The sequence below is a fragment of the Mycobacterium sp. URHB0044 genome (assembly GCF_000620625.1).
GTDB lineage: Bacteria > Actinomycetota > Actinomycetes > Mycobacteriales > Mycobacteriaceae > Mycobacterium.
The window spans coordinates 43,065-60,732 of record NZ_JIAW01000023.1 but is presented as its reverse complement, the minus strand read 5'-3'; the positions used below and the strand labels follow the sequence as shown (position 1 = coordinate 60,732).

Annotated in this window: 18 protein-coding genes; 12 read left to right on the top strand and 6 right to left on the bottom strand. The window is 69.4% G+C overall.

Annotation, left to right across the window (positions count from 1 at the left end; genetic code table 11):
• Positions 1 to 65 precede the first annotated feature (65 nt).
• On the top strand, positions 66 to 1,262 hold the full coding sequence (locus N536_RS0131125; RefSeq protein WP_029117191.1) for an acyl-CoA dehydrogenase family protein: 1,197 nt from the start codon (positions 66 to 68) through the stop codon (positions 1,260 to 1,262).
• Positions 1,255 to 2,430: an acyl-CoA dehydrogenase family protein gene (locus N536_RS0131120; RefSeq protein ID WP_029117190.1), complete on the top strand. Its 1,176-nt coding sequence runs from the start codon at positions 1,255 to 1,257 to the stop codon at positions 2,428 to 2,430. Before N536_RS0131125 ends, N536_RS0131120 begins: the two co-directional genes overlap by 8 nt.
• A gap of 90 nt (positions 2,431 to 2,520) precedes the next feature.
• On the opposite strand, the gene N536_RS0131115 is transcribed toward N536_RS0131120, so the two are convergent.
• Positions 2,521 to 3,603 carry an aldo/keto reductase gene (locus N536_RS0131115; protein ID WP_029117189.1) on the bottom strand — a complete coding sequence of 361 codons (1,083 nt, stop codon included), beginning with the start codon at positions 3,601 to 3,603 and terminating at the stop codon, positions 2,521 to 2,523.
• 117 nt (positions 3,604 to 3,720) lie between these two features.
• Here N536_RS0131115 and N536_RS0131110 point away from each other — a divergent pair, with 117 nt between their 5' ends.
• The gene (locus tag N536_RS0131110; protein ID WP_029117188.1) at positions 3,721 to 4,638 is read left to right on the top strand and encodes an AraC family transcriptional regulator; all 918 of its coding nucleotides are present in this window, start codon (positions 3,721 to 3,723) and stop codon (positions 4,636 to 4,638) included.
• Positions 4,639 to 4,723: 85 nt separating this feature from the next.
• Here the strand turns inward: N536_RS0131110 and N536_RS0131105 are convergent, their stop codons facing one another.
• Together N536_RS0131105 and N536_RS0131100 are read right to left on the bottom strand one after the other, a co-directional pair.
• Positions 4,724 to 4,924 (bottom strand): hypothetical protein, encoded by a 201-nt coding sequence (locus N536_RS0131105; protein WP_155948816.1) that lies wholly within the window; start codon positions 4,922 to 4,924, stop codon positions 4,724 to 4,726.
• A gap of 227 nt (positions 4,925 to 5,151) precedes the next feature.
• Complete coding sequence (locus N536_RS0131100) at positions 5,152 to 5,838, bottom strand: GAP family protein (RefSeq protein ID WP_029117186.1); 687 nt, start codon at positions 5,836 to 5,838, stop codon at positions 5,152 to 5,154.
• Positions 5,839 to 5,892: 54 nt separating this feature from the next.
• On the opposite strand from N536_RS0131100, the gene N536_RS0131095 reads away from it, so the two are divergent.
• The 8 genes from N536_RS0131095 to N536_RS0131060 all read left to right on the top strand — a co-directional run bounded on the left by N536_RS0131095 (position 5,893) and on the right by N536_RS0131060 (position 11,768).
• Positions 5,893 to 6,300, top strand: a complete 408-nt coding sequence (locus N536_RS0131095) for a RidA family protein (RefSeq protein ID WP_029117185.1) — start codon at positions 5,893 to 5,895, stop codon at positions 6,298 to 6,300.
• 94 nt (positions 6,301 to 6,394) lie between these two features.
• Positions 6,395 to 7,396 (top strand): MoxR family ATPase, encoded by a 1,002-nt coding sequence (locus tag N536_RS0131090; protein WP_029117184.1) that lies wholly within the window; start codon positions 6,395 to 6,397, stop codon positions 7,394 to 7,396.
• A 22-nt stretch (positions 7,397 to 7,418) separates the two neighbouring features.
• Entirely contained in the window at positions 7,419 to 8,291 is an 873-nt protein-coding gene (locus N536_RS0131085) for a DUF58 domain-containing protein (RefSeq protein WP_029117183.1), read from the top strand.
• Positions 8,281 to 8,754, top strand: a complete 474-nt coding sequence (locus N536_RS0131080; RefSeq protein ID WP_029117182.1) for a hypothetical protein — start codon at positions 8,281 to 8,283, stop codon at positions 8,752 to 8,754. The genes N536_RS0131085 and N536_RS0131080 overlap by 11 nt, the downstream gene beginning before the upstream one ends.
• The gene (locus tag N536_RS0131075; protein ID WP_029117181.1) at positions 8,745 to 9,719 is read left to right on the top strand and encodes a hypothetical protein; all 975 of its coding nucleotides are present in this window, start codon (positions 8,745 to 8,747) and stop codon (positions 9,717 to 9,719) included. The genes N536_RS0131080 and N536_RS0131075 overlap by 10 nt, the downstream gene beginning before the upstream one ends.
• Positions 9,695 to 10,693 (top strand): peptidase, encoded by a 999-nt coding sequence (locus N536_RS0131070; RefSeq protein ID WP_369798489.1) that lies wholly within the window; start codon positions 9,695 to 9,697, stop codon positions 10,691 to 10,693. The genes N536_RS0131075 and N536_RS0131070 overlap by 25 nt, the downstream gene beginning before the upstream one ends.
• Positions 10,690 to 11,397 carry a hypothetical protein gene (locus tag N536_RS0131065; protein ID WP_029117179.1) on the top strand — a complete coding sequence of 236 codons (708 nt, stop codon included), beginning with the start codon at positions 10,690 to 10,692 and terminating at the stop codon, positions 11,395 to 11,397. Before N536_RS0131070 ends, N536_RS0131065 begins: the two co-directional genes overlap by 4 nt.
• A 104-nt stretch (positions 11,398 to 11,501) precedes the next feature.
• A complete protein-coding gene (locus N536_RS0131060) occupies positions 11,502 to 11,768 on the top strand; it encodes a long chain fatty acid-CoA synthetase (protein WP_231514688.1) in 267 nt (88 codons plus the stop codon).
• Here the strand turns inward: N536_RS0131060 and N536_RS0131055 are convergent.
• Genes N536_RS0131055 through hrpA form a run of 3 tightly spaced genes read right to left on the bottom strand, consistent with a single transcriptional unit; the run spans position 11,765 to position 16,650 of the window.
• Positions 11,765 to 12,529, bottom strand: a complete 765-nt coding sequence (locus tag N536_RS0131055; protein WP_029117177.1) for a hypothetical protein — start codon at positions 12,527 to 12,529, stop codon at positions 11,765 to 11,767. The two genes, N536_RS0131060 and N536_RS0131055, sit on opposite strands and share 4 nt — an antisense overlap.
• Positions 12,526 to 12,750 carry a hypothetical protein gene (locus N536_RS0131050; RefSeq protein ID WP_029117176.1) on the bottom strand — a complete coding sequence of 75 codons (225 nt, stop codon included), beginning with the start codon at positions 12,748 to 12,750 and terminating at the stop codon, positions 12,526 to 12,528. The genes N536_RS0131055 and N536_RS0131050 overlap by 4 nt, the downstream gene beginning before the upstream one ends.
• Positions 12,751 to 12,753: 3 nt before the next feature.
• Positions 12,754 to 16,650 (bottom strand): ATP-dependent RNA helicase HrpA, encoded by a 3,897-nt coding sequence (gene hrpA / locus N536_RS0131045; RefSeq protein ID WP_029117175.1) that lies wholly within the window; start codon positions 16,648 to 16,650, stop codon positions 12,754 to 12,756.
• 77 nt (positions 16,651 to 16,727) lie between these two features.
• On the opposite strand from hrpA, the gene N536_RS0131040 reads away from it, so the two are divergent.
• Positions 16,728 to 17,663: an NAD(P)/FAD-dependent oxidoreductase gene (locus N536_RS0131040; protein WP_029117174.1), complete on the top strand. Its 936-nt coding sequence runs from the start codon at positions 16,728 to 16,730 to the stop codon at positions 17,661 to 17,663.
• The last annotated feature ends 5 nt before the right edge of the window (positions 17,664 to 17,668 follow it).

The following is a 17,668-nucleotide window of genomic DNA, read 5'->3' as shown; positions in this document are numbered from 1 at the left end:
GGATGAGCGCAGGGGATTGCGGCCCCGGTGGAAGTTGACGGGTGTCGATTTCCTATCGTGACGAGATGAGCAATGTTGCTGATGCCGACCGCGTCGCGGATCTCGCGCGCCGGGTCGTCGCCGACCACGATCCGAAGTCGGTCCCCATCCCCGAATTCCTCGCCGCGTGTTACGACGCCGGCCTGTCCTGGGTGCACTTCCCAGAAGGTCTCGGCGGGCTTGGCGTCTCGCGCGGGCTGCAGGCCGACGCCGACCGGATCCTGCAGGGGGCCGGCGGTCCCGTACCGCTGGGCCTCAATCCCATGGGCTACGGCATGGCGGCGCCGACCATCCGCGAACACGCGCAGAGCGACGACGTCAAGAAGTCCTGGCTGCGACCGCTGGCCAGTACCGAGCACATCTGGTGCCAGCTGTTCTCCGAGCCGGGCGCCGGCTCCGACCTGGCCGGGCTGGCCACCTCGGCCGTCCGCGACGGTGACGACTGGGTGATCAACGGGCAGAAGGTGTGGACCAGCCTCGCGCACCGCGCGCGGTGGGGCCTGCTGCTCGCCCGGTCCAATCCCGACGTGCCCAAGCACAAGGGGCTGACGTACTTCGTCATCGACATGCACGGCCCCGGTGTGGAGACCCGGCCGCTGCGCCAGATGACCGGGCAGGCCGAGTTCAACGAGGTCTACTTCACCGACGCCCGCATCCCCGACGCGCACCGCCTCGGTGACGTCGGCAACGGCTGGAACGTCGCCATGACGACGCTGATGAACGAGCGCAGCGCGCTCGGCGGCAGCGCCAGCCGCCGCGGTGCGGGGACCATCGCCGAGGCGGTCTCGCTGTGGGCGTCGCGCCCCGACCTGCAGACGCCGGTGCTGCGGGACCGCCTGTCCCAGCTGTGGTTGCGCGCCGAGGCCCAGCGCCTGACCTCCGAACGTTCGCGGGCCGCCGCCACGGTCGGCGGACCCGGCCCCGAGGGCTCGATCGGCAAGCTGGTCGGCGCAGAACTCAACCAGCAGATCTATCAGTTCTGCATGGATTTCCTTGGGCCAGAGGGGATCCTGTATCACGGCTACGCCATGGGCCGGGACGACGACGACGAATCCGACTGGCGGGGACCGGTGCAACAGCGCTTCCTGCGCAGCCGCGCCAACACCATCGAAGGCGGTACCTCAGAGGTGATGCGAAACATCCTCGGCGAACGGATCCTTGGGCTGCCAGGGGACCTACGGGCCGACGCAGGCATGCCGTGGAAGGAGATCCCCCGTGGCTGAGAATTCCACGTTCACGTTCACCGACGAGCAGGCGCAGCTGCGCGCCGCCGTCGCGAAGTTCTGTGCCGAGAACTTCGACGAGCAGACGGTGCGGCGGCTCATGGAGTCCGATCCGCCGTTCGACGCGACGGTCTGGACGCGGCTCGGTACGGAGCTCGGCGTGCTCGGGCTGTCCGTACCCGAGGCCGACGGCGGGGTCGGCGGCTCGCTGATCGATCAGGCCGTCGCCGTCGAGGCACTCGGCGCGTCGCTGGCCTGCGGGCCGGTGTTCGGCACCGTGTTCCTCGCAATCCCCGCGCTGGTCGCCGCGTCCTCCGGGCCGGTTCGCGACGGGCTGCTATCCGAGTTGGTGGAGGGCCGCCGCACCGCGGCGTTCGCCGTCGCCGACCGAGCGGGCGCGTTCGATCCCTCCAAAGTGTCCGTCACCGCGGCCCGTTCCGGTGAGGAGTGGACGCTGACGGGAACCGTCGAGCGGGTGGTTGACGGCAGCGTCGCCGACGACCTGCTCGTCGCCGCCGACGGACCGGACGGCGTCGCGCTGTTCGCCGTGGCGGCCGCCGGCCCCGGCGTCGAGCGCACCACGCTGTTGACACTCGACCTGACCCGGCCGCAGGCCACGATCCGCTTGTCCGACGCGCCCGCCCGGTTGGTGGCCGATCCGGGTGAGGCGCCGCGTGTGATCGAGCATGCGCTGCAAGTCGGTTCGGCGCTGCTGGCCGTCGAGCAGGTCGGCGCCGCCCAGCATCTGCTCGACCTGTCGGTCGACTACGCGAAGACCCGGCTGCAGTTCGGCAGGCCGATCGGTTCGTTCCAAGCGGTCAAGCACCGGCTGGCGGATCTGCTGGTCGACCTCGAACATGCCCGCTCGGCGGCGTACCACGCGGTGTGGGCGTTGACCGATGGCTCGGACGACCCGGCACTGGTGGCGAGCATGGCGCAGGCCGTGGCGTCCGCCGCGTTCGTCCGCGTCGCGACCGACACCATCCAGGTGCACGGCGGCATCGGATTCACCTGGGAGCACCAGGCGCATCTGTACTTCAAGCGCGCCACCACGGACGCCGCGCTGCTGGGCAGTCCCGAGCAACACCGCTCCCGGGTCGCCGAGCTGGTGCTCGACACCGCGTCCGCCGATCGGGTGCCGAAGGTGGCCGACGGCACCCACGCCTGACACCCCGCGCCCTCCCGTCCGCGCCGAGACTGCTGTCAGATCGCGATTCGATCGAAATCGACGATCTCCCAGCAGTTTCGGCGGGAAGTTCTAGTACCGGACGTCGCTCAGCAGCAGCGGCGGATACACCGACGACGTCTCGCCGTCGACGGTGGTTCCCGCGAACTGGAGCATTGCGCGCATGTCGCCGTTCAACTCCGCGGGGTAGTTCAGCGTCGGCGCCGAGACCGCGTCGAGCCTGCCGAGTTGCTCTGCGCTGAGCGAGATCTCGAGACCCGCGAGGTTCGATGTCAAGTGCTCGAGGCGCCGTGCGCCGACGATGGGCACGACGGTGCCCTGCCGCGCCAGCAGCCACGCCAACGACACCGCCGCGGACGTGGTGCCGAGCTCGTCGGCGATCGCACCGACGACGTCGATGACGCGGAACTCCGCATCGCTCGGGCCGCCGACGAACGCCGCGCGCGCCGAGTCGACGACGTCCGCGCCCCGCTGGTACTTGCCGGACAGGAAGCCGTTCTTCAGCGGACTCCACGGCACTAGCGCCATGCCCTGGTCCAGCGCGAGCGGCGCGACTTCACCCTCGACCGTGCGCGCCAGCAGCGAGTACTCCACCTGCAGCGCGATCAAGGGCGTCCAGCCGCGAAGCAGCGCCGTGGTCTGTGCCTGCGCCGTCACCCATGCCGGGGCGTTCGAGAAGCCGACGTAGCGGATCTTGCCGGACTGCACGAGGGTGTCGAGGGCCCTCATCGTCTCCTCGATCGGGGTGTGCCGATCCCAGTTGTGCAGCCAGTAGACGTCCAAGTAATCGGTCTGCAGGCGGCGCAGCGTTTGATGCAGCTGGGCGGTGATCGACGAGCGGCCGGCGCCACCGCCGTTCGGGTCGCCGGGGAACAGGTTCGTGAAGAACTTCGACGCCAGCACCACGTGCTCGCGCATACCGGGGCGTGCGGCGAAGTAGTCGCCGAGGATCTTCTCGGAATGGGTGTTGGTGTAGAAGTTCGCCGTGTCGATGAAGTTGCCGCCCAGCTTCAGGTAGGTGTCGAGGATCCGATCCGACTCCTCGATGGTCGTGCCCGCGCCGCCAGGATCTTCGCCGAACGTCATCGCGCCTAGTGCAAACGGACTGACGCGCAGGCCCGATCGTCCCAAAGTGACGTAGTCGCTCAGTGCCATTTCGTGCTCCTCGTTCATCGGAATGTGTACTCAAATCAAAGCTCCGGTGCGTTCGTGGCGGTAGACCGTTCCGCCCGACCTCTTGCACATTCCTACTCGATTCCCGATTATTGGGTCATGCGTCCCCGTTCCGAGCTGCTCGACGAGATCCGCGGTCGCATCGCCGAGCACGCACGACCGGACACGGGCACGTCCATCGACGGTCTGCTGATGTCGAAGGTGACGACGGGCCCCGCCATCCCGGAGTACTCGCTCACCGCTCCGCTGCTCGTCTTCATGGCCCAGGGCGGCAAGCAGCTCCTGCTCGGCGATCGCACGTACGAGTACCGGGCAGGTCAGTGTCTCGTCGTCACCGCCGACCTGCCGGTGACCGGCCACTGGATCGGCACCAGCGAGGCCAATCCGTCCTTGGCGCTTGCCCTCGTCCTTCGGCCAGCGGCGATCGCGGCGTTGCTGCTGGAGACCGCCACACGGCGAAGGCCGCGTCCCACTGCCGACGTATCCGCCATGGCCACCTGCGACGCCAGCGTCGACCTGCTCGACGCCGTCGCGCGGATGCTGCGGCTGCTCGACGAACCCGCCGATGCCGCCGTGCTCGCTCCGCTCGTCGAAAAGGAGATCCTCTGGCGGTTCCTCACTGGACCGCAGGGCGACACGCTGCGTCAGATCGGGCTGGCCGACAGTGACCTCACCCACGTCAGCCGTGCGATCGGCTGGATCCGGGACAACTACGCAGAGCCCATGCGGGTCGACGACCTCGCCGGCCTCTCCGGAATGAGTACGTCGGCCTTCCATCGCAATTTCCGCGCCGTAACGGCCATGAGCCCCTTGCAGTTTCAGAAGCGTATTCGTCTTCAGCAGGCACGGTCGCTGCTGCTGGCCAATCCCCGCGACGTCGCAGGCATCGGGCATCTCGTCGGGTACGACAGCCCGTCACAGTTCACCCGCGAGTATCGGCGCCTGTTCGGTGCGCCGCCCGGCCAGGACGCGGCGCGCCTGCGGACCGAACCGCACCCGGCACCCGCGCTGATCTGACCGCCCCCCCGCCGAGCGTGCGCTAGATTGCGAAAAATCGCCGAAATCTCGCACACGAGCGCACGTTGGGCGCCAACGGGTTTGGCTACCGGGTCAGCTCCGCGAGGATCGTCGCGAACCACCCCTGCTTGGTCTCGACGACGTGGGTCGCCGTCGACGTGTCCCGGCCCAGCGCACGGCCAACGGCATTCTGCCGCAGACTGTTCCAGTCGACACGCGACGCGGCGTAGCCGACTTCGGGTAGGCCCGCCAGTATCGCCTTCTCCCCCTGGTCCATATTCGTCAACGCGCATCACTCGTTGCGCCGCAATCCATTTTCTCGAGCGCACCATCCACGCCGAGACCACCACCGAATTGCCCACCTCCGAGCGACTTTTCGAGGCAGGGACGCGAAAAGTCGCTGTGAGGCGGGCAAACGGCATACGCCGGCGGCGCGCGGAACCGACTGAAACCGACGGGCGGCGGCGCGCGGAACCGACGGGGATCGGCGCTGCACCAAAACCAGAGCCCCGCCTACCAGAGTTCGTCGTAGTGCAGCAGCGCACCGACGGCAAGCACGATTCCGATGCCCCCAAACAATATTCGGACGGCAAGCGGCCCGTACCGGGTGAGCACGCGAACGAAGTTGCGTTGTATACGCCTGGCCCGGACGGTTCGCCGCGTCGACAATCCCAGCACGAGCAGTGACGGCACCAAGGTGAGCGCGCAGTAGCAGAATACGATCACCGGCCAGCCCGTCGGCAGCGGTTCGCGCGCCGAGAGCATCGCCAGTCCGGTCAGGTAGGGCACGGCCGTGGGGGCTTGCCCGAATCCGATGACCAGGCCGACCAGACCGAGCAGCCACGGATTGCTCCTGGCCATGTTGAGCACCCACAGTGGCGCCGCAGGCTTCCTGACCCCGGACGTCAGAAGCGCAAGCGCGATCAGCACGACGCCCAGCGCCAGCTGACCCCAGTAGCGGATCGACGGCGTCAGGTCGAAGTCCAGCCGGTCGGTCAGGAAGTTCAATCCCAACACCGTCAAGACGCCGAACGTGCTGGTCGCAGCGAACACACCGGCGACGAAGCTCAACCCCGCCGGTAGTGCAGACTTGCGGCTCAGCCGGCTGTCGTACACGACGGCCGTCGTCACCCCGAGGTTGAGGACGTTGAGCGAATCGAGAAGCGCGAACCCCAGAAGAGGCAGGAGGAGTGCGAGCATGACCTCACGAACTTACGGGAGCCGCCACGAGCGCGCCCACGACGAGGAGTACGTATGACGATCACCCTGATGAATTCCGCCGGTCTGCCGAAGGTCGACATCTACAAGCAGGTGTCCGTTGCCACCGGATCGAAGCTGGTGTTCATGGCAGGCCAGATCGCCTCGGACGCAGACGGGAACACGGTCGGCGTCGGCGACTTCGCCGCTCAGGTCGAGCAGTGCTACCTCAACGTCGCCACCGCGTTGGCCGAGGCCGGCGCCTCCTTCGACGACGTGGTGAAGCTCACCGTGTACCTCGTCGACTGGACTCCCGACAAGATGCCCCAGTTCGTCGACGGCGTCGCGCGAGCCGCCGCAAAGCTGGGTGTGACGCCGATGGCACCGCTGACGGGAATCGGCGTCGCCACGCTCGCCGCGCCGGACTTCCTCGTCGAGGTGGAGGCGACCGCAGTCATCGACTGACGCCGACGACCTACCCTGTGGGAGCGCCGTCCGGGCATGAAATCGGCGTGTCGGGGTATGCCTGCCCTGCACTTCGCCCGCCACGGAAGGACCCATGACCGCAGCACGATCGCAGCTTGACCAGCGAGAAATGGCCGAAGCCCAGCGCATCGTGAGCGCCGTAGCCGGTGCGTTCTCGGCGAAGGTGGTCGGGCAGAACCACCTCCGCGAATCGATGCTCATCGGCCTGCTGGCGGGTGGCCATCTGCTCATCGAGAGCGTCCCCGGACTGGCCAAGACCCTGGCGGCCCGCGTCATCGCCGAATCCATTCACGGTGGCTTCCGCCGCATCCAGTGCACGCCCGACCTGCTGCCCAGCGACATCATCGGCACCCAGGTCTACGACGCGTCGACGAATTCGTTCGTCACGCAGCTGGGGCCCGTGCACACCAACATCGTGCTTCTCGACGAGATCAACCGTTCCAGCGCCAAGACGCAGAGCGCGATGCTCGAGGCCATGGAGGAACGCCAGACCACGATCGCAGGCGTCGAGTATCCGATCCCCGAGCCGTTCCTCGTCATCGCGACCCAGAACCCGGTGGACCAGGAGGGCACGTACCCACTCTCGGAGGCGCAGACCGACCGCTTCATGCTCAAGGAGATCGTGCAGTACCCGTCGACGGACGACGAGGTCGAGGTCATCTCGCGGATGGACGCGGGCCTCTACGACAAGGACCACCGGACCGCGCCCGTCGTCGGGTCCGACGACATCCGCCGCGTACAGGAACTCGTCCGGGCCGTGCACATGGACCGCGCCCTCATCCACTACGCCAGCCGCCTGGTCGGCGTCACCCGCGAGCCCGAGCAGCACCTGCCTGCGAGCACCGCGCGGCTCATCGAATACGGCGCCAGCCCGCGCGCCACGATCGCGTTCTGCCGGACGGCGCGCGCCCTGGCCCTGCTGCGCGGACGCGGCCACGTCGTGCCCGACGACATCGCCCGGCTGGCGCACCGGGTCCTGCGGCACCGCCTGATCCTCGGTTTCGAGGCGGCCAGCGCCCGGGTGACGCCCGACGCCGTGGTCGACGCGGTGCTGCAGGCCGTCCGGGTGCCGTGAGGTCATGAGGTAGACGAGCACCGTGGGCAAGCACCTCGATCGTGCCAAGAAGTACTTCGGCCGCGACACCAGCGGACTGCTGGAGGGCGGGCGCTACGCGCTGGTGCACACCCGCAGCCTCGAGTTCGACGACCTGCGGCCCTACGTGCCTGGGGACGACGTCCGCGACATCGACTGGAAGGCGTCGGCCCGCTCGGGCCATGTGCTGATCAAGCGCTTCGTCTCCGAGAAGCATCACAAGATCCTGGTGGTGGCCGACGCCGGCCGGAACACCACCGCGCTCGCACCCTCCGGTGAGACGAAGGCCGACGTCGCCGCCAACGTCATCGGCGCGATGGGATTGATCACCCTGCGTCGTTCCGACGAGGTCGGCATGGTGTTCGGCGACGCCCGCGGGTGCCTCGACATCCGGCTGCGGCGCGGCGAAACGCACATCGAATACTTGTTGCACCGGTTCCACGATCAAACGACGAAGCACCCGGCGCGCAGCAACATCGTCACTCAATTGGAGTGGGTGGCAAGCCATTACCGTCGTCCGCTGCTGCTGTTCGTGGTGTCCGACGAGCCCGACGTCGACGCCCGGCTCGGTGAGGTTCTCAGCCGGCTCACCGGTCGGCACGACGTCATGTGGGCGATGGTGTCCGACCTGCCCGCGGTCGGATCGGTCGAGGACGAGCATGACGGTTACGACGTGACCACCGGCCGGTTCGTGTTGAGTGGCGCCGCGGTGGGGCCGCGGGTCATCGCCGCGTATCGCAAGGCCGAAGCCGAACGGCGGGAAGAACTTTCGGAGTTCATGACGCTGCAGGGCGTGCCACACGCACTGATTGCGGGTAGCGGTGAGATCAGGGCCGCACTGATCGAGATGACCGGGGTGTTCGCCCGTGCCGGATGACCTGCTCCGTCACGTCATCGGTCCGACGCCCTACTCGTCCTGGTGGTTGTGGATCGCGATACTGCTGTTGCTCGTCCTCATCCTCTGGTACGCGGGTGTTTTCGTCGCCACCATGCCCGAGAAGCGGCTGCACGATCTCCCGGTGATCGGTGTCGCGCGCGACAAGATGCTCAAGCGTCGCTTCGCCTCGACGGTCCGCGAGGCCGGAGATCGGTACCGGGCAGGCGAACTGGCCCCCGCCCCTGCCGGCGCCCTCATCAGCGGTGCACTGCGCGGATTCCTGCAGCAGGCGACCGGCATCCGCGTGCAGTACATGCAGCTCGAGGACATCGCCGCCAGTGAAGTCGCCTCCGTTGCACCTCTTTTGGAGAGTCTGAACGACGCGCAGTTCAACGCGGCCTCAGACGTGGACGTCGGCCAGGTCAGCGAAGACGCGGAGGAGTTGATCCGATCGTGGACCTGACGTGGTGGCCCGTGGCGATCGCCGGCTGTGTGGGTCTGGCGATCTGCATCGTCGCGGTCCTGATGCTTCGCATGGCGGCCGAACGCCGGCGGCTGCTGCCACTCGCCAACGTCGGCCGTCTGGCCCGGCTTCCCGAGTACGTCCGCGCCGCCCGCATGCGGTCGATCGCCACGGCCGTCACCATCGCGCTGCTGGTCGTCATGTTCGCCACGACGGTCGTCGCCGCTGCCCGGCCCACCGGATTGCCCACCGCGGCACGGGCATCCGCGGTCGGCCAGCCCCAGGACATCATGGTCTGCGTCGGCGGACCGGTGACCGATCCCGCCGTCAGCGCGGTGCTGAGCGACGTCGCGAGGGAGGTGAAGACGTTCACCACCGAACGCGTCGGGCTGACGTCGCCGAACCGGAGGGTCATCCCGCTGACCCGCGACTACCAGTACGCGGCAGGCCAATTCGCCGCCTATGCGCAACCACGGGGTGCCGCCCAGGCCGCGGGCTTCGCGCCGTCGGTGTCCTACTCCGACTACGCCCAGGGCGTCGAGGACGTCCTGGCGTTGTGCCTTGCCGGGTTTCCGTCGTTCGACGAGAAGGCCGCGCAACGCCGTTCGATCATCTACGTCGGCCCCGACGCGCTGCGTGCACCCGACGAGACACGACCGGCACTGTTCACCGCGGACCGGGTGCGGGACATGGCGAGAACGGCAGGCATTCAGGTCAACGTGCTCGTCACCGGCGCCGATTCGCAGAAGCTGACCGCCGTCGCCCGTGACACCGGTGGCCGGTCCGTCTCCGCGGACGCCGACGTGACCACGGGTCTCGCGGACATCCGGACCCATCCACCCGCGGCGACGGCGACGGCAGAGGCCGCGCGCACCAAGCCGACCGAGTCGCCCGACGTTCCGTTGGGGTTGGCCCTGTTGGCAGCGGTGGCGTTGGCGGCGTGGCCGGTGGTGATGCGGCGATGACCTTCGAGCCGGTGCTGCCGATGCTGCTGCTTCTTGCCGTCGCGGCGGCCATCGTCGCGGCGCGCGTCGTCGTCCTGCGCAGAATGGCACCGACTAGTCGAACCCGGACGGTGCTCTGGCGGTGGGCCGGGTTGACGCTGGCGGCGCTCCTGCTGGTCGCGGCGGCCGCCCGCCCGATGGTCGGCACCGAGGAGCAGGGCCCGACCCGCGTCGCAGGGGACACCGAACCGAACGTGTTCCTCGTCGTCGACCGCTCCCCCGACATGCGCGTCGAGGACTGGGACGGCGACCGGGCCCGGATGGCCGGCGTGCGTGATGACATTGCCGCGCTGATGGACCGCTATCCCGACGCCCGGTTCGCCGTGATCACGTTCTCGTCGCGGCCGTCCCTGGACTGGCCGCTCTCGGCGGATACCTGGAGCCTGCGCCCCGTCATGGCCGCTGTCACGCCGTACGCCGCGACGCCGGATGCGATCGACCAGGCGAACCCCGGTGCGGCGGGAAACGTGCTGCGCTATCAGCTGATCGGCGCGTCGCAGCAGTACCCGCGGGCGCAGAACCTGGTGTTCTACTTCGGTGCCGGCGCCGCAGGAGCCCAAGCGCCACAGCGCGAATTCGACCTTCCCGCGGGAACCGTCGACGGAGGAGCCGTGCTCGGCTACGGCACCGCGGCGGGCGGGCCGATCCCGGGAACGGACGCCCGGTCGGCCGTCGACGAGGCCGCGCTGCGTGGCGTCGCCGATCAGATCGGCGTCCCCTACGTTCCCCGCGACGCAACCGAATCACTGACCGCAGCACTTCCCCAGCCGGCCGAGCAAACCACCAGCGCCGACGTCGCGGCCGCCCCTGCCGGCCGCACCGAGCTGTACTGGGTTCCCGCCGTCGGCGCAGCGATCCTCATCCTCATCGAGCTGTACCTGGTGCTGCGCGAGTTCCGCCGCACCCGGCTGGCCAACGCGGACGTGGTCGTATGAACCGACGATCGCGCCTGCGGCGGCGGCTGCTGGTGTTCTCCGCACCGATCGCGGTCGTGATGGTCGTCGCGATTCTGAAGCTGTCGTCCGTCGTGATCGCCGGTGGCTTGGCTGCCTCAAACTTCGCGGAGCGCGACACCGGTGCGCTTCGTGGCAATGTCGCAATGCTCAACGTGCTCAACGTCGTCGAGCCCGCGAAGGTCTCCTTCGCCGCGGGCGGCCTAGCCGTCCTCGACAATCGTCTCGACGACGCCGACAGGGAGTTCTCCGCGGCGCTGGCGCGCAGTGCGCCTGCCGAGTCCTGTCCTGCCAGGGTGAATCTGGAACTCGTCAGGGAGACGCTCGGCGACCGGGCAGCAAGCGTCCTCGACGGCGAGCAGGCGGTTGCCAGGTATCTCAGCGCGCTGGCGGTCGTCGAGGAGGCGCCTGCCGGATGCTTCACGGGCAACACCGATTCCGACGAGGAGCGCCGCGCCGTTCGCGAGGAGGCGGCCGGCCGGCTGCACGCCAAGATCGACGCGGCGCGGGTGGCACCGCCACCTCCGCCGCCACCGGTCGCCGAACCGCCACCGCCGCCTCCACCACCGCCTCCGGTGGGAACGGCGCCGGTCGAACCGGACACCCAGCTTCGGCTGCACCCCGAGACGGGTGATCCGCTGGAACGGCTGCAGCAGATCCTGCACGATGCCGCGGGGCGCGGTTGAACGGTCTGCGACCACGGCCTGAACAGTGCCCGCCGCGATTAGGTTTCCGGTTTCGCAGCCCCTACGCTTGCCGACGGTTCTCCGTCGATTCAGGAATGAAGGCAATGGCAATTCAGCCCACCACGCGACGCGCGTCAGCCCTCCGCAATCGCAGGCTTCGCGCCGGCCGCCCCATCCCCGTTGCGACCGTTGGTCAGTGCTTCGACGTCGAAGCGAGCCGTGACGTCAGCGGCTGGCTGATCCGGATCCCCGAGATCGACGGCGTCACCCACGCCACTCGCCGCGCGGCCGTCGAACTGGCCGCCCGCAAGTGCATCGCCGCCCGCACCGGTATCCCGATCGGCTACGTCTCGGTTCTCGTCAGCGACTAAGCCGGAGGCAGATGCGGCGCAACCGTCGGGTGAGCCGCGATCACCGGGTTGTGCGCGCGCCAGCCGGCCAAGGCTCGGGCCAACACGCCGTTGGGGTCACCACGACGGATGACGTCGACCAGCCGCGCCTGCGACGCCGCAGACGCGGGCTCCTGCTGAAGCCCGATTGGTTCCACCGCCTCGGACAACCGCTCGACGGTGGGCGCCGCAGAGCCATCCGCGGGCAGCGTGATCCGCGCCCACGGGCCGGCAAGCTCGATTGACCCAGCGGCACCCGGCCTTTCGGCGTAGCAGAGCCACACCGCTGACCCGTTCGGCGGTGGTGGCCAGCGGATCGGAAGCGCTGGTGTGCGACGCAATTCCCAACCCGGCTCGGCGACGGTATCGGCCCAGGCGAGGTTCGCCTCGTACTGAACCGCGGCGACACGTCGGTTCGGATCGGCGCCGGCGGAATCGTTTCGCACCCGTCGCGCCAGCGCGGTGGCCGGGGGCGAAGCACCAAGAAGTGGCGCCGCCACCAGCCAACCCCACAGCCATGCCGGCCGCACACCACCGTCGGTCACCGTCGCAAGCAACGTCGCCGCCGCCTGCCCGATCCACAGCACACCGCCGGGAATCAGCGCCGCGAAACCCGCCGCGACCCGGCCCTCCCACGCCATGTCCGGATCACCTTGCCCCGCAACGGGATTCAGGAAGAATGCAAGCACGACGGCGACCAGCACACCGAGCGCCAGCGCGATGACCTCCCATACACCCGTCATGAGGTGAGCGTCGTCACCGTGACGCTGGTGAAGTCGTTCCGCCACCCCGAGCCGCTCTCGCCCGGGAACATCGCGTCCAGCTGGGCGTCGGCGAGCGGCCACAGGTTCGGTTCGGCCTCGGCCGCGGTCGGCGCCGCGTCACGCTCGACCACGCACTCGACGTGCCCCGAATACCGCACGTCGTGGCAGACGAACCATGCGCTGATGCGATAGAGGGCCACGCGTCACCCTAGGACGGCGTCGATGGCCCGGTAAATGCGCTGCTCGCTGACCGGTCGTGGCGTGCCGAGCTGCTGCGCCCACAGGCTCACCCGCAGCTCCTCGATCATCCGCGCGATGTCGCGCACGTCGTCGGCCGCGGCACGCGCCGGCGACAGCGCGCGGACCAGGTCGTCGTAGGCGTCCTGCACGGCGTGCACCCGCTGCATACGCTCCCGGTCGGCGGCGAGGCCGTGAGGCAGGCGCTCGAGGCGACGGCCGATGGCGGTGAGGTACCGGGCCAGGTCCGCAAGGTGGGCGACCCCGGTGGCGGTGACGAAACCCCGGGGGACGAGGTCGGCCAGCTGGGTCCGGACGTCGGCGACGGCGTCGGCCTGTGCGGGCGGCGGTTTGTCGGGCAGCGCGACCTGCACGTCGTTCCACGCGGCCAGCACCTTCTCGACGCGGCCGACGACGTCCAGTGTGGTCGGTACCAGGGCGGCGGCGACGCGGTCCCGCAATGCGGCGAACTCGGTTCGCGTCCACGCCGGTGCGGTCGCCAGGAGATCGACGGCGGCGTCGGCACAGTCGTCGAGCAGCGCGGCCAGCGAGCCGTCCGGATTGACTCCCAACTGCAGCCGCGTGCGTGGATTGAGCGCCCGCTCAACCGCTTTGGCCGGAGCCGGGGAGGACAGGCGCAGCAGCCGACGGGTGCCCGGCCGCATCGCGGCGCCCTGTTCGGCCTGGGTGGCGAACACGCGCACGTCCACGGCGGTCCCCCCGTCGACCAACGCCGGGTAGCCGCGCACCGTGTGCCCGCCGCGGGTGCTTTCCACCACGCGCGGCAACTCGTCCAGGTCGTCCGGCCACGCCCGCAGCCCGGAGCGCTCCAAGCCGCCGGCGACCGCGCCGGCGACGGCCTGCCGCACCGGAGCGGCCAGCGTGTCCTGCAACGCGTCGAGATCCTTGCCGCGGGCCACCTCGGTGCCGTCGGCGGATTCGACGGCGAACGTCACCCGCAGGTGTGCCGGGATCTTGGAGAGGTCGAACGCATCGATGGGCACCAATATGCCGGTGCGCCTGCGCAATTCGTGTTGCAGCGCCTGCAACAGCGGCTCGGATCCTGGGTCGAGGGTGGTGAGCAGCGCGCGGGCGGTGTCGGGAGCGGGAACGAAGTTGCGGCGCAGGTCCTTCGGTAGGGAGCGGATCAGTTCGGTGATCAACTCTTCGCGCAACGCCGGTACATGCCAGGCGAACTCGTCGCCGCCGAGGCGTGCCAGCACCTCCACGGGCACGTGCACGGTGATGCCGTCGTCCTCGGCGCCCGGCTCGAAGCGGTAGGTGATGGGCAGCGACAGGTCACCCGCCTGCCACCTGTCCGGCCGATCGGCGTCGACGTCGGTGCGCAGCAGATCGGCACGGGTGAACGTCAAGAGTTCGGGCGTGCGGTGGCGCTGCTTCTTCCACCACGCGTCGAAGTGCCGGGCCGAGACCACGTCGGCAGGCACGCGCGCGTCGTAGAACGCGTAGATCTCGTCGTCGCCGACGAGCAGGTCGCGGCGGCGCACCCGCTCCTCCATCTCCTCCAATTCCTCACGCAGCCGGGCGTTGTCGCGCAGGAAGTGGTGGCGGGTCTGCCAATCGCCCTCGACCAGTGCGTGCCGGATGAACAACTCGCGGGCCAGTACCGGATCGATGCGGGCGTACCCGACCCGGCGTTGCGCCACCAGCGGCAGGCCGTAGAGCGTGACCCGCTCGAAGGCCATCACCTCGCCGCGCCGTGCGCCCCAATGCGGCTCGCTGTAGGTGCGCTGGACCAGGTCGCCCGCGATGCGTTCGACGGCTTCGGGTTCGATGCGCGCGGCGATCCGGCCGTACAGCCTGCTCGTTTCGACCAGGTCCGCCACCACGATCCAGCGCGGCGGCCGCTTGGTGAGCACCGACCCGGGCGCCAGGACGAACTTCGAGTTGCGGGCGCCGGCGTACTCCCCGGTCTCGCCCTCGCGAAGGCCGATGTGCGACAGCAGCCCCGCGGTCAGCGCGGCGTGTACGCGCGCGGGGTCCGCGGGCTCGGCGTCACCCGCCTCCACGATGCCGATGTCCTTCGCGATGCTGCGCAGCTGACCGACCAGGTCTTGCCACTCCCGGATGCGCAGGTAGTGCAGGAACTCGTCGCGGCACATCCGCCGAAAGGCGTTGCCGGACCGCTCCTTCCGCTGTTCACGTAGATAACTCCAGAGGTTCAGGAAGGACACGAAGTCGGAGTGCTCGTCGGCGAAGCGGGCGTGTTTCTGGCGGGCGGCGTCTTCGCGGTCGGTGGGCCGTTCGCGCGGATCGGGGATCGACAGGGCCGCCGCCAGCACCAGCACCTCCCGCACGCAGCCCTCGGTGTCGGCCTGCAGGATCATTCGGCCGATCCTGGGATCCAACGGCAGCCGGGCCAGCCGTCGACCCAGGTCGGTGATCGCGCCGCCCGCATCGAACGCGCCGAGTTCCTGGAGCAGCTGCACGCCGTCGCGGATGCTGCGCCGGTCGGGCGGGTCGAGGAACGGGAAGGCCTCGATGTCGCCGAGGCCGAGCGCCGCCATCTGCAGGATCACCGCGGCGAGGTTGGTGCGCAGGATCTCCGGATCGGTGTAGCGCGGCCGGGACTCGAAGTCCTGTTCGGAGTACAGCCGGATGCAGATACCGGGCGCGACGCGTCCGGACCGGCCTGCCCGCTGCGCGGCCGACGCCTGCGAGATCGGCTCGATGGGCAGCCGTTGCACCTTGGTCCGCCTGCTGTAGCGCGAGATGCGCGCGGTGCCGGGGTCGACGACGTAGCGCACGCCGGGCACGGTCAGCGACGTCTCGGCGACGTTGGTGGCCAACACGACTCGCCTGCCCGTATGGGCCGCGAACACCTTCTGCTGGTCCGCGGTCGGCAACCGGGCGTACAGCGGGAGCACCTCGGTGTGCTTGACGGCACCGCGCAAAGCTTCTGCGGTGTCACGGATCTCGCGCTCGCCGGACAGGAACACCAGGACGTCGCCCGGGGGTTCGCTCTCGAGTTCGCGCACGGCGTCGACGATGGCCTCGGTCTGATCGCGCATCTCCGTGCGGACGACCTCGTGGTCCGGGTCGTCAGGATCGTCACCGTCGTCCGCGGGTGCGAGCACCTCGAGGGGGCGGTACCGGATCTCGACCGGATAGGTGCGGCCCGAGACCTCCACGATCGGTGCCCCGCCGAAGTGCGCAGCGAACCGTTCCGGCTCGATGGTCGCCGACGTGACGATCACCTTCAGGTCCGGCCGGCGGGGCAGCAGCTCGCGGAGGTAGCCGAGCAGGAAGTCGATGTTGAGGCTGCGTTCGTGCGCCTCGTCGAGGATCAACGTGTCGTACCGCAACAGCCGCCGGTCGCGTTGCATCTCTGCGAGCAAGATGCCGTCGGTCATCAACCTGACCAGCGTGCGGTCGCTGGCCTGATCGGTGAACCGCACGGTGTAGCCGATGGCATCGCCCAGCGACACCCCGAGTTCGTCGGCGATGCGCTGCGCGACGGTGCGCGCGGCCAGTCGCCGCGGCTGGGTGTGCCCGATGGTGCCGCGGATCCCGCGACCGAGTTCGAGGCAGATCTTGGGCAACTGGGTGGTCTTGCCCGAACCGGTTTCGCCGGCCACGACGATCACCTGGTTCTCGGTGATCGCCTTGGCGATGTCGTCGCGCCGGTCGCTCACCGGCAGGTCCGGGTAGCCGATCACCGGGACCGCGGCCGTGCGGGTGGCGATCAGGCCTTCGGCGGCGGCGAACTGCTCGGCGATCTTGGCGACGGCCGCCGGGTTGCTGCCGCGCAGACCCTTCAGGCGGCGCCGCAGCCGATCGGCGTCGCGGATCGTGAGGCCGTCCAGCCGCGCACGAAGGTCGGGGATGGATGGCGCGGACACTCCGGCAAGCCTAGGTGGGTGTCGAACGTCGTGACGTCCGAGGTTTGGATGACGCGTCGTCGGCAAATCTCGCGGGCATGGCAAACGAGTGGGAGTGCGTGGTCGTCGGCGGTGGCGCGGCCGGGTTGAGCGCGGCGCTCGTCCTGGGCCGCGCCCGCAGGCGGACGCTGGTGGTCGACGCCAACGAGCAGAGCAACCGTGCCGCGACGGTCATGGGAGGCGTGCTCGGCTACGACCAACGGCCCCCCGCCGAGCTGTATGCCACCGGCCGCCGCGAGCTGTCGGTCTACCCGACCGTCGAGTACCGCGCAGGCGAGGTGGTCAGCGGCGCACCCGTCGACGGTGGCTTCGCGCTGGAGCTCGACGACGGCGAGGAGGTACGCACTCGGCGGGTGGTGCTGGCAACGGGCATGCGGTACTGCCCACCGGACCTGCCGGGGGTCGACGAGCTCTGGGGCGATTCGGTGTTCCAGTGCCCGTTCTGCCACGGCTGGGAGATGCGCGACAAGCGGCTCGCGGTCCTCGCAGCCGGCGACGAGGCAGTCCACGGGGCGCTGATGCTGCGCGGCTGGAGCGACGACGTGGCGGTGCTGACCGACGGGGCCTCCCAGCTCGATGCCAGGCAACGACGGCTGCTGGACACGGCGGGCGTCACCGTCGACGAGCGGCGCGTCGTCGAAGTGATCGGCAAGGATCGTCGGCTCACTCACGTCGCCTTCGCCGACGGTGACCGCATGGAGCGCGACGGGTTGCTGGTCGAGGCGCCGCTTCGGCAACGCTCGCGATTGGCCGAGAAGTTGGGCGTCACCTGCGCACAGGGCCCCCTGGCGCCGGACGCGATCGACGTCGATTCCCTGCACCGGACCAGCGTGCCCACCGCCTTCGCGGCAGGCGACGTCTGCACCGAGCAGCCCTACGTCGCGGGCGCAATCGCGGCGGGTTCGCAAGCCGCCATGATCGTCGTGCAGAGCCTGCTTGCGGACGAATTCGGCCTGCCGTATCCGCCCTCCTGACGCCG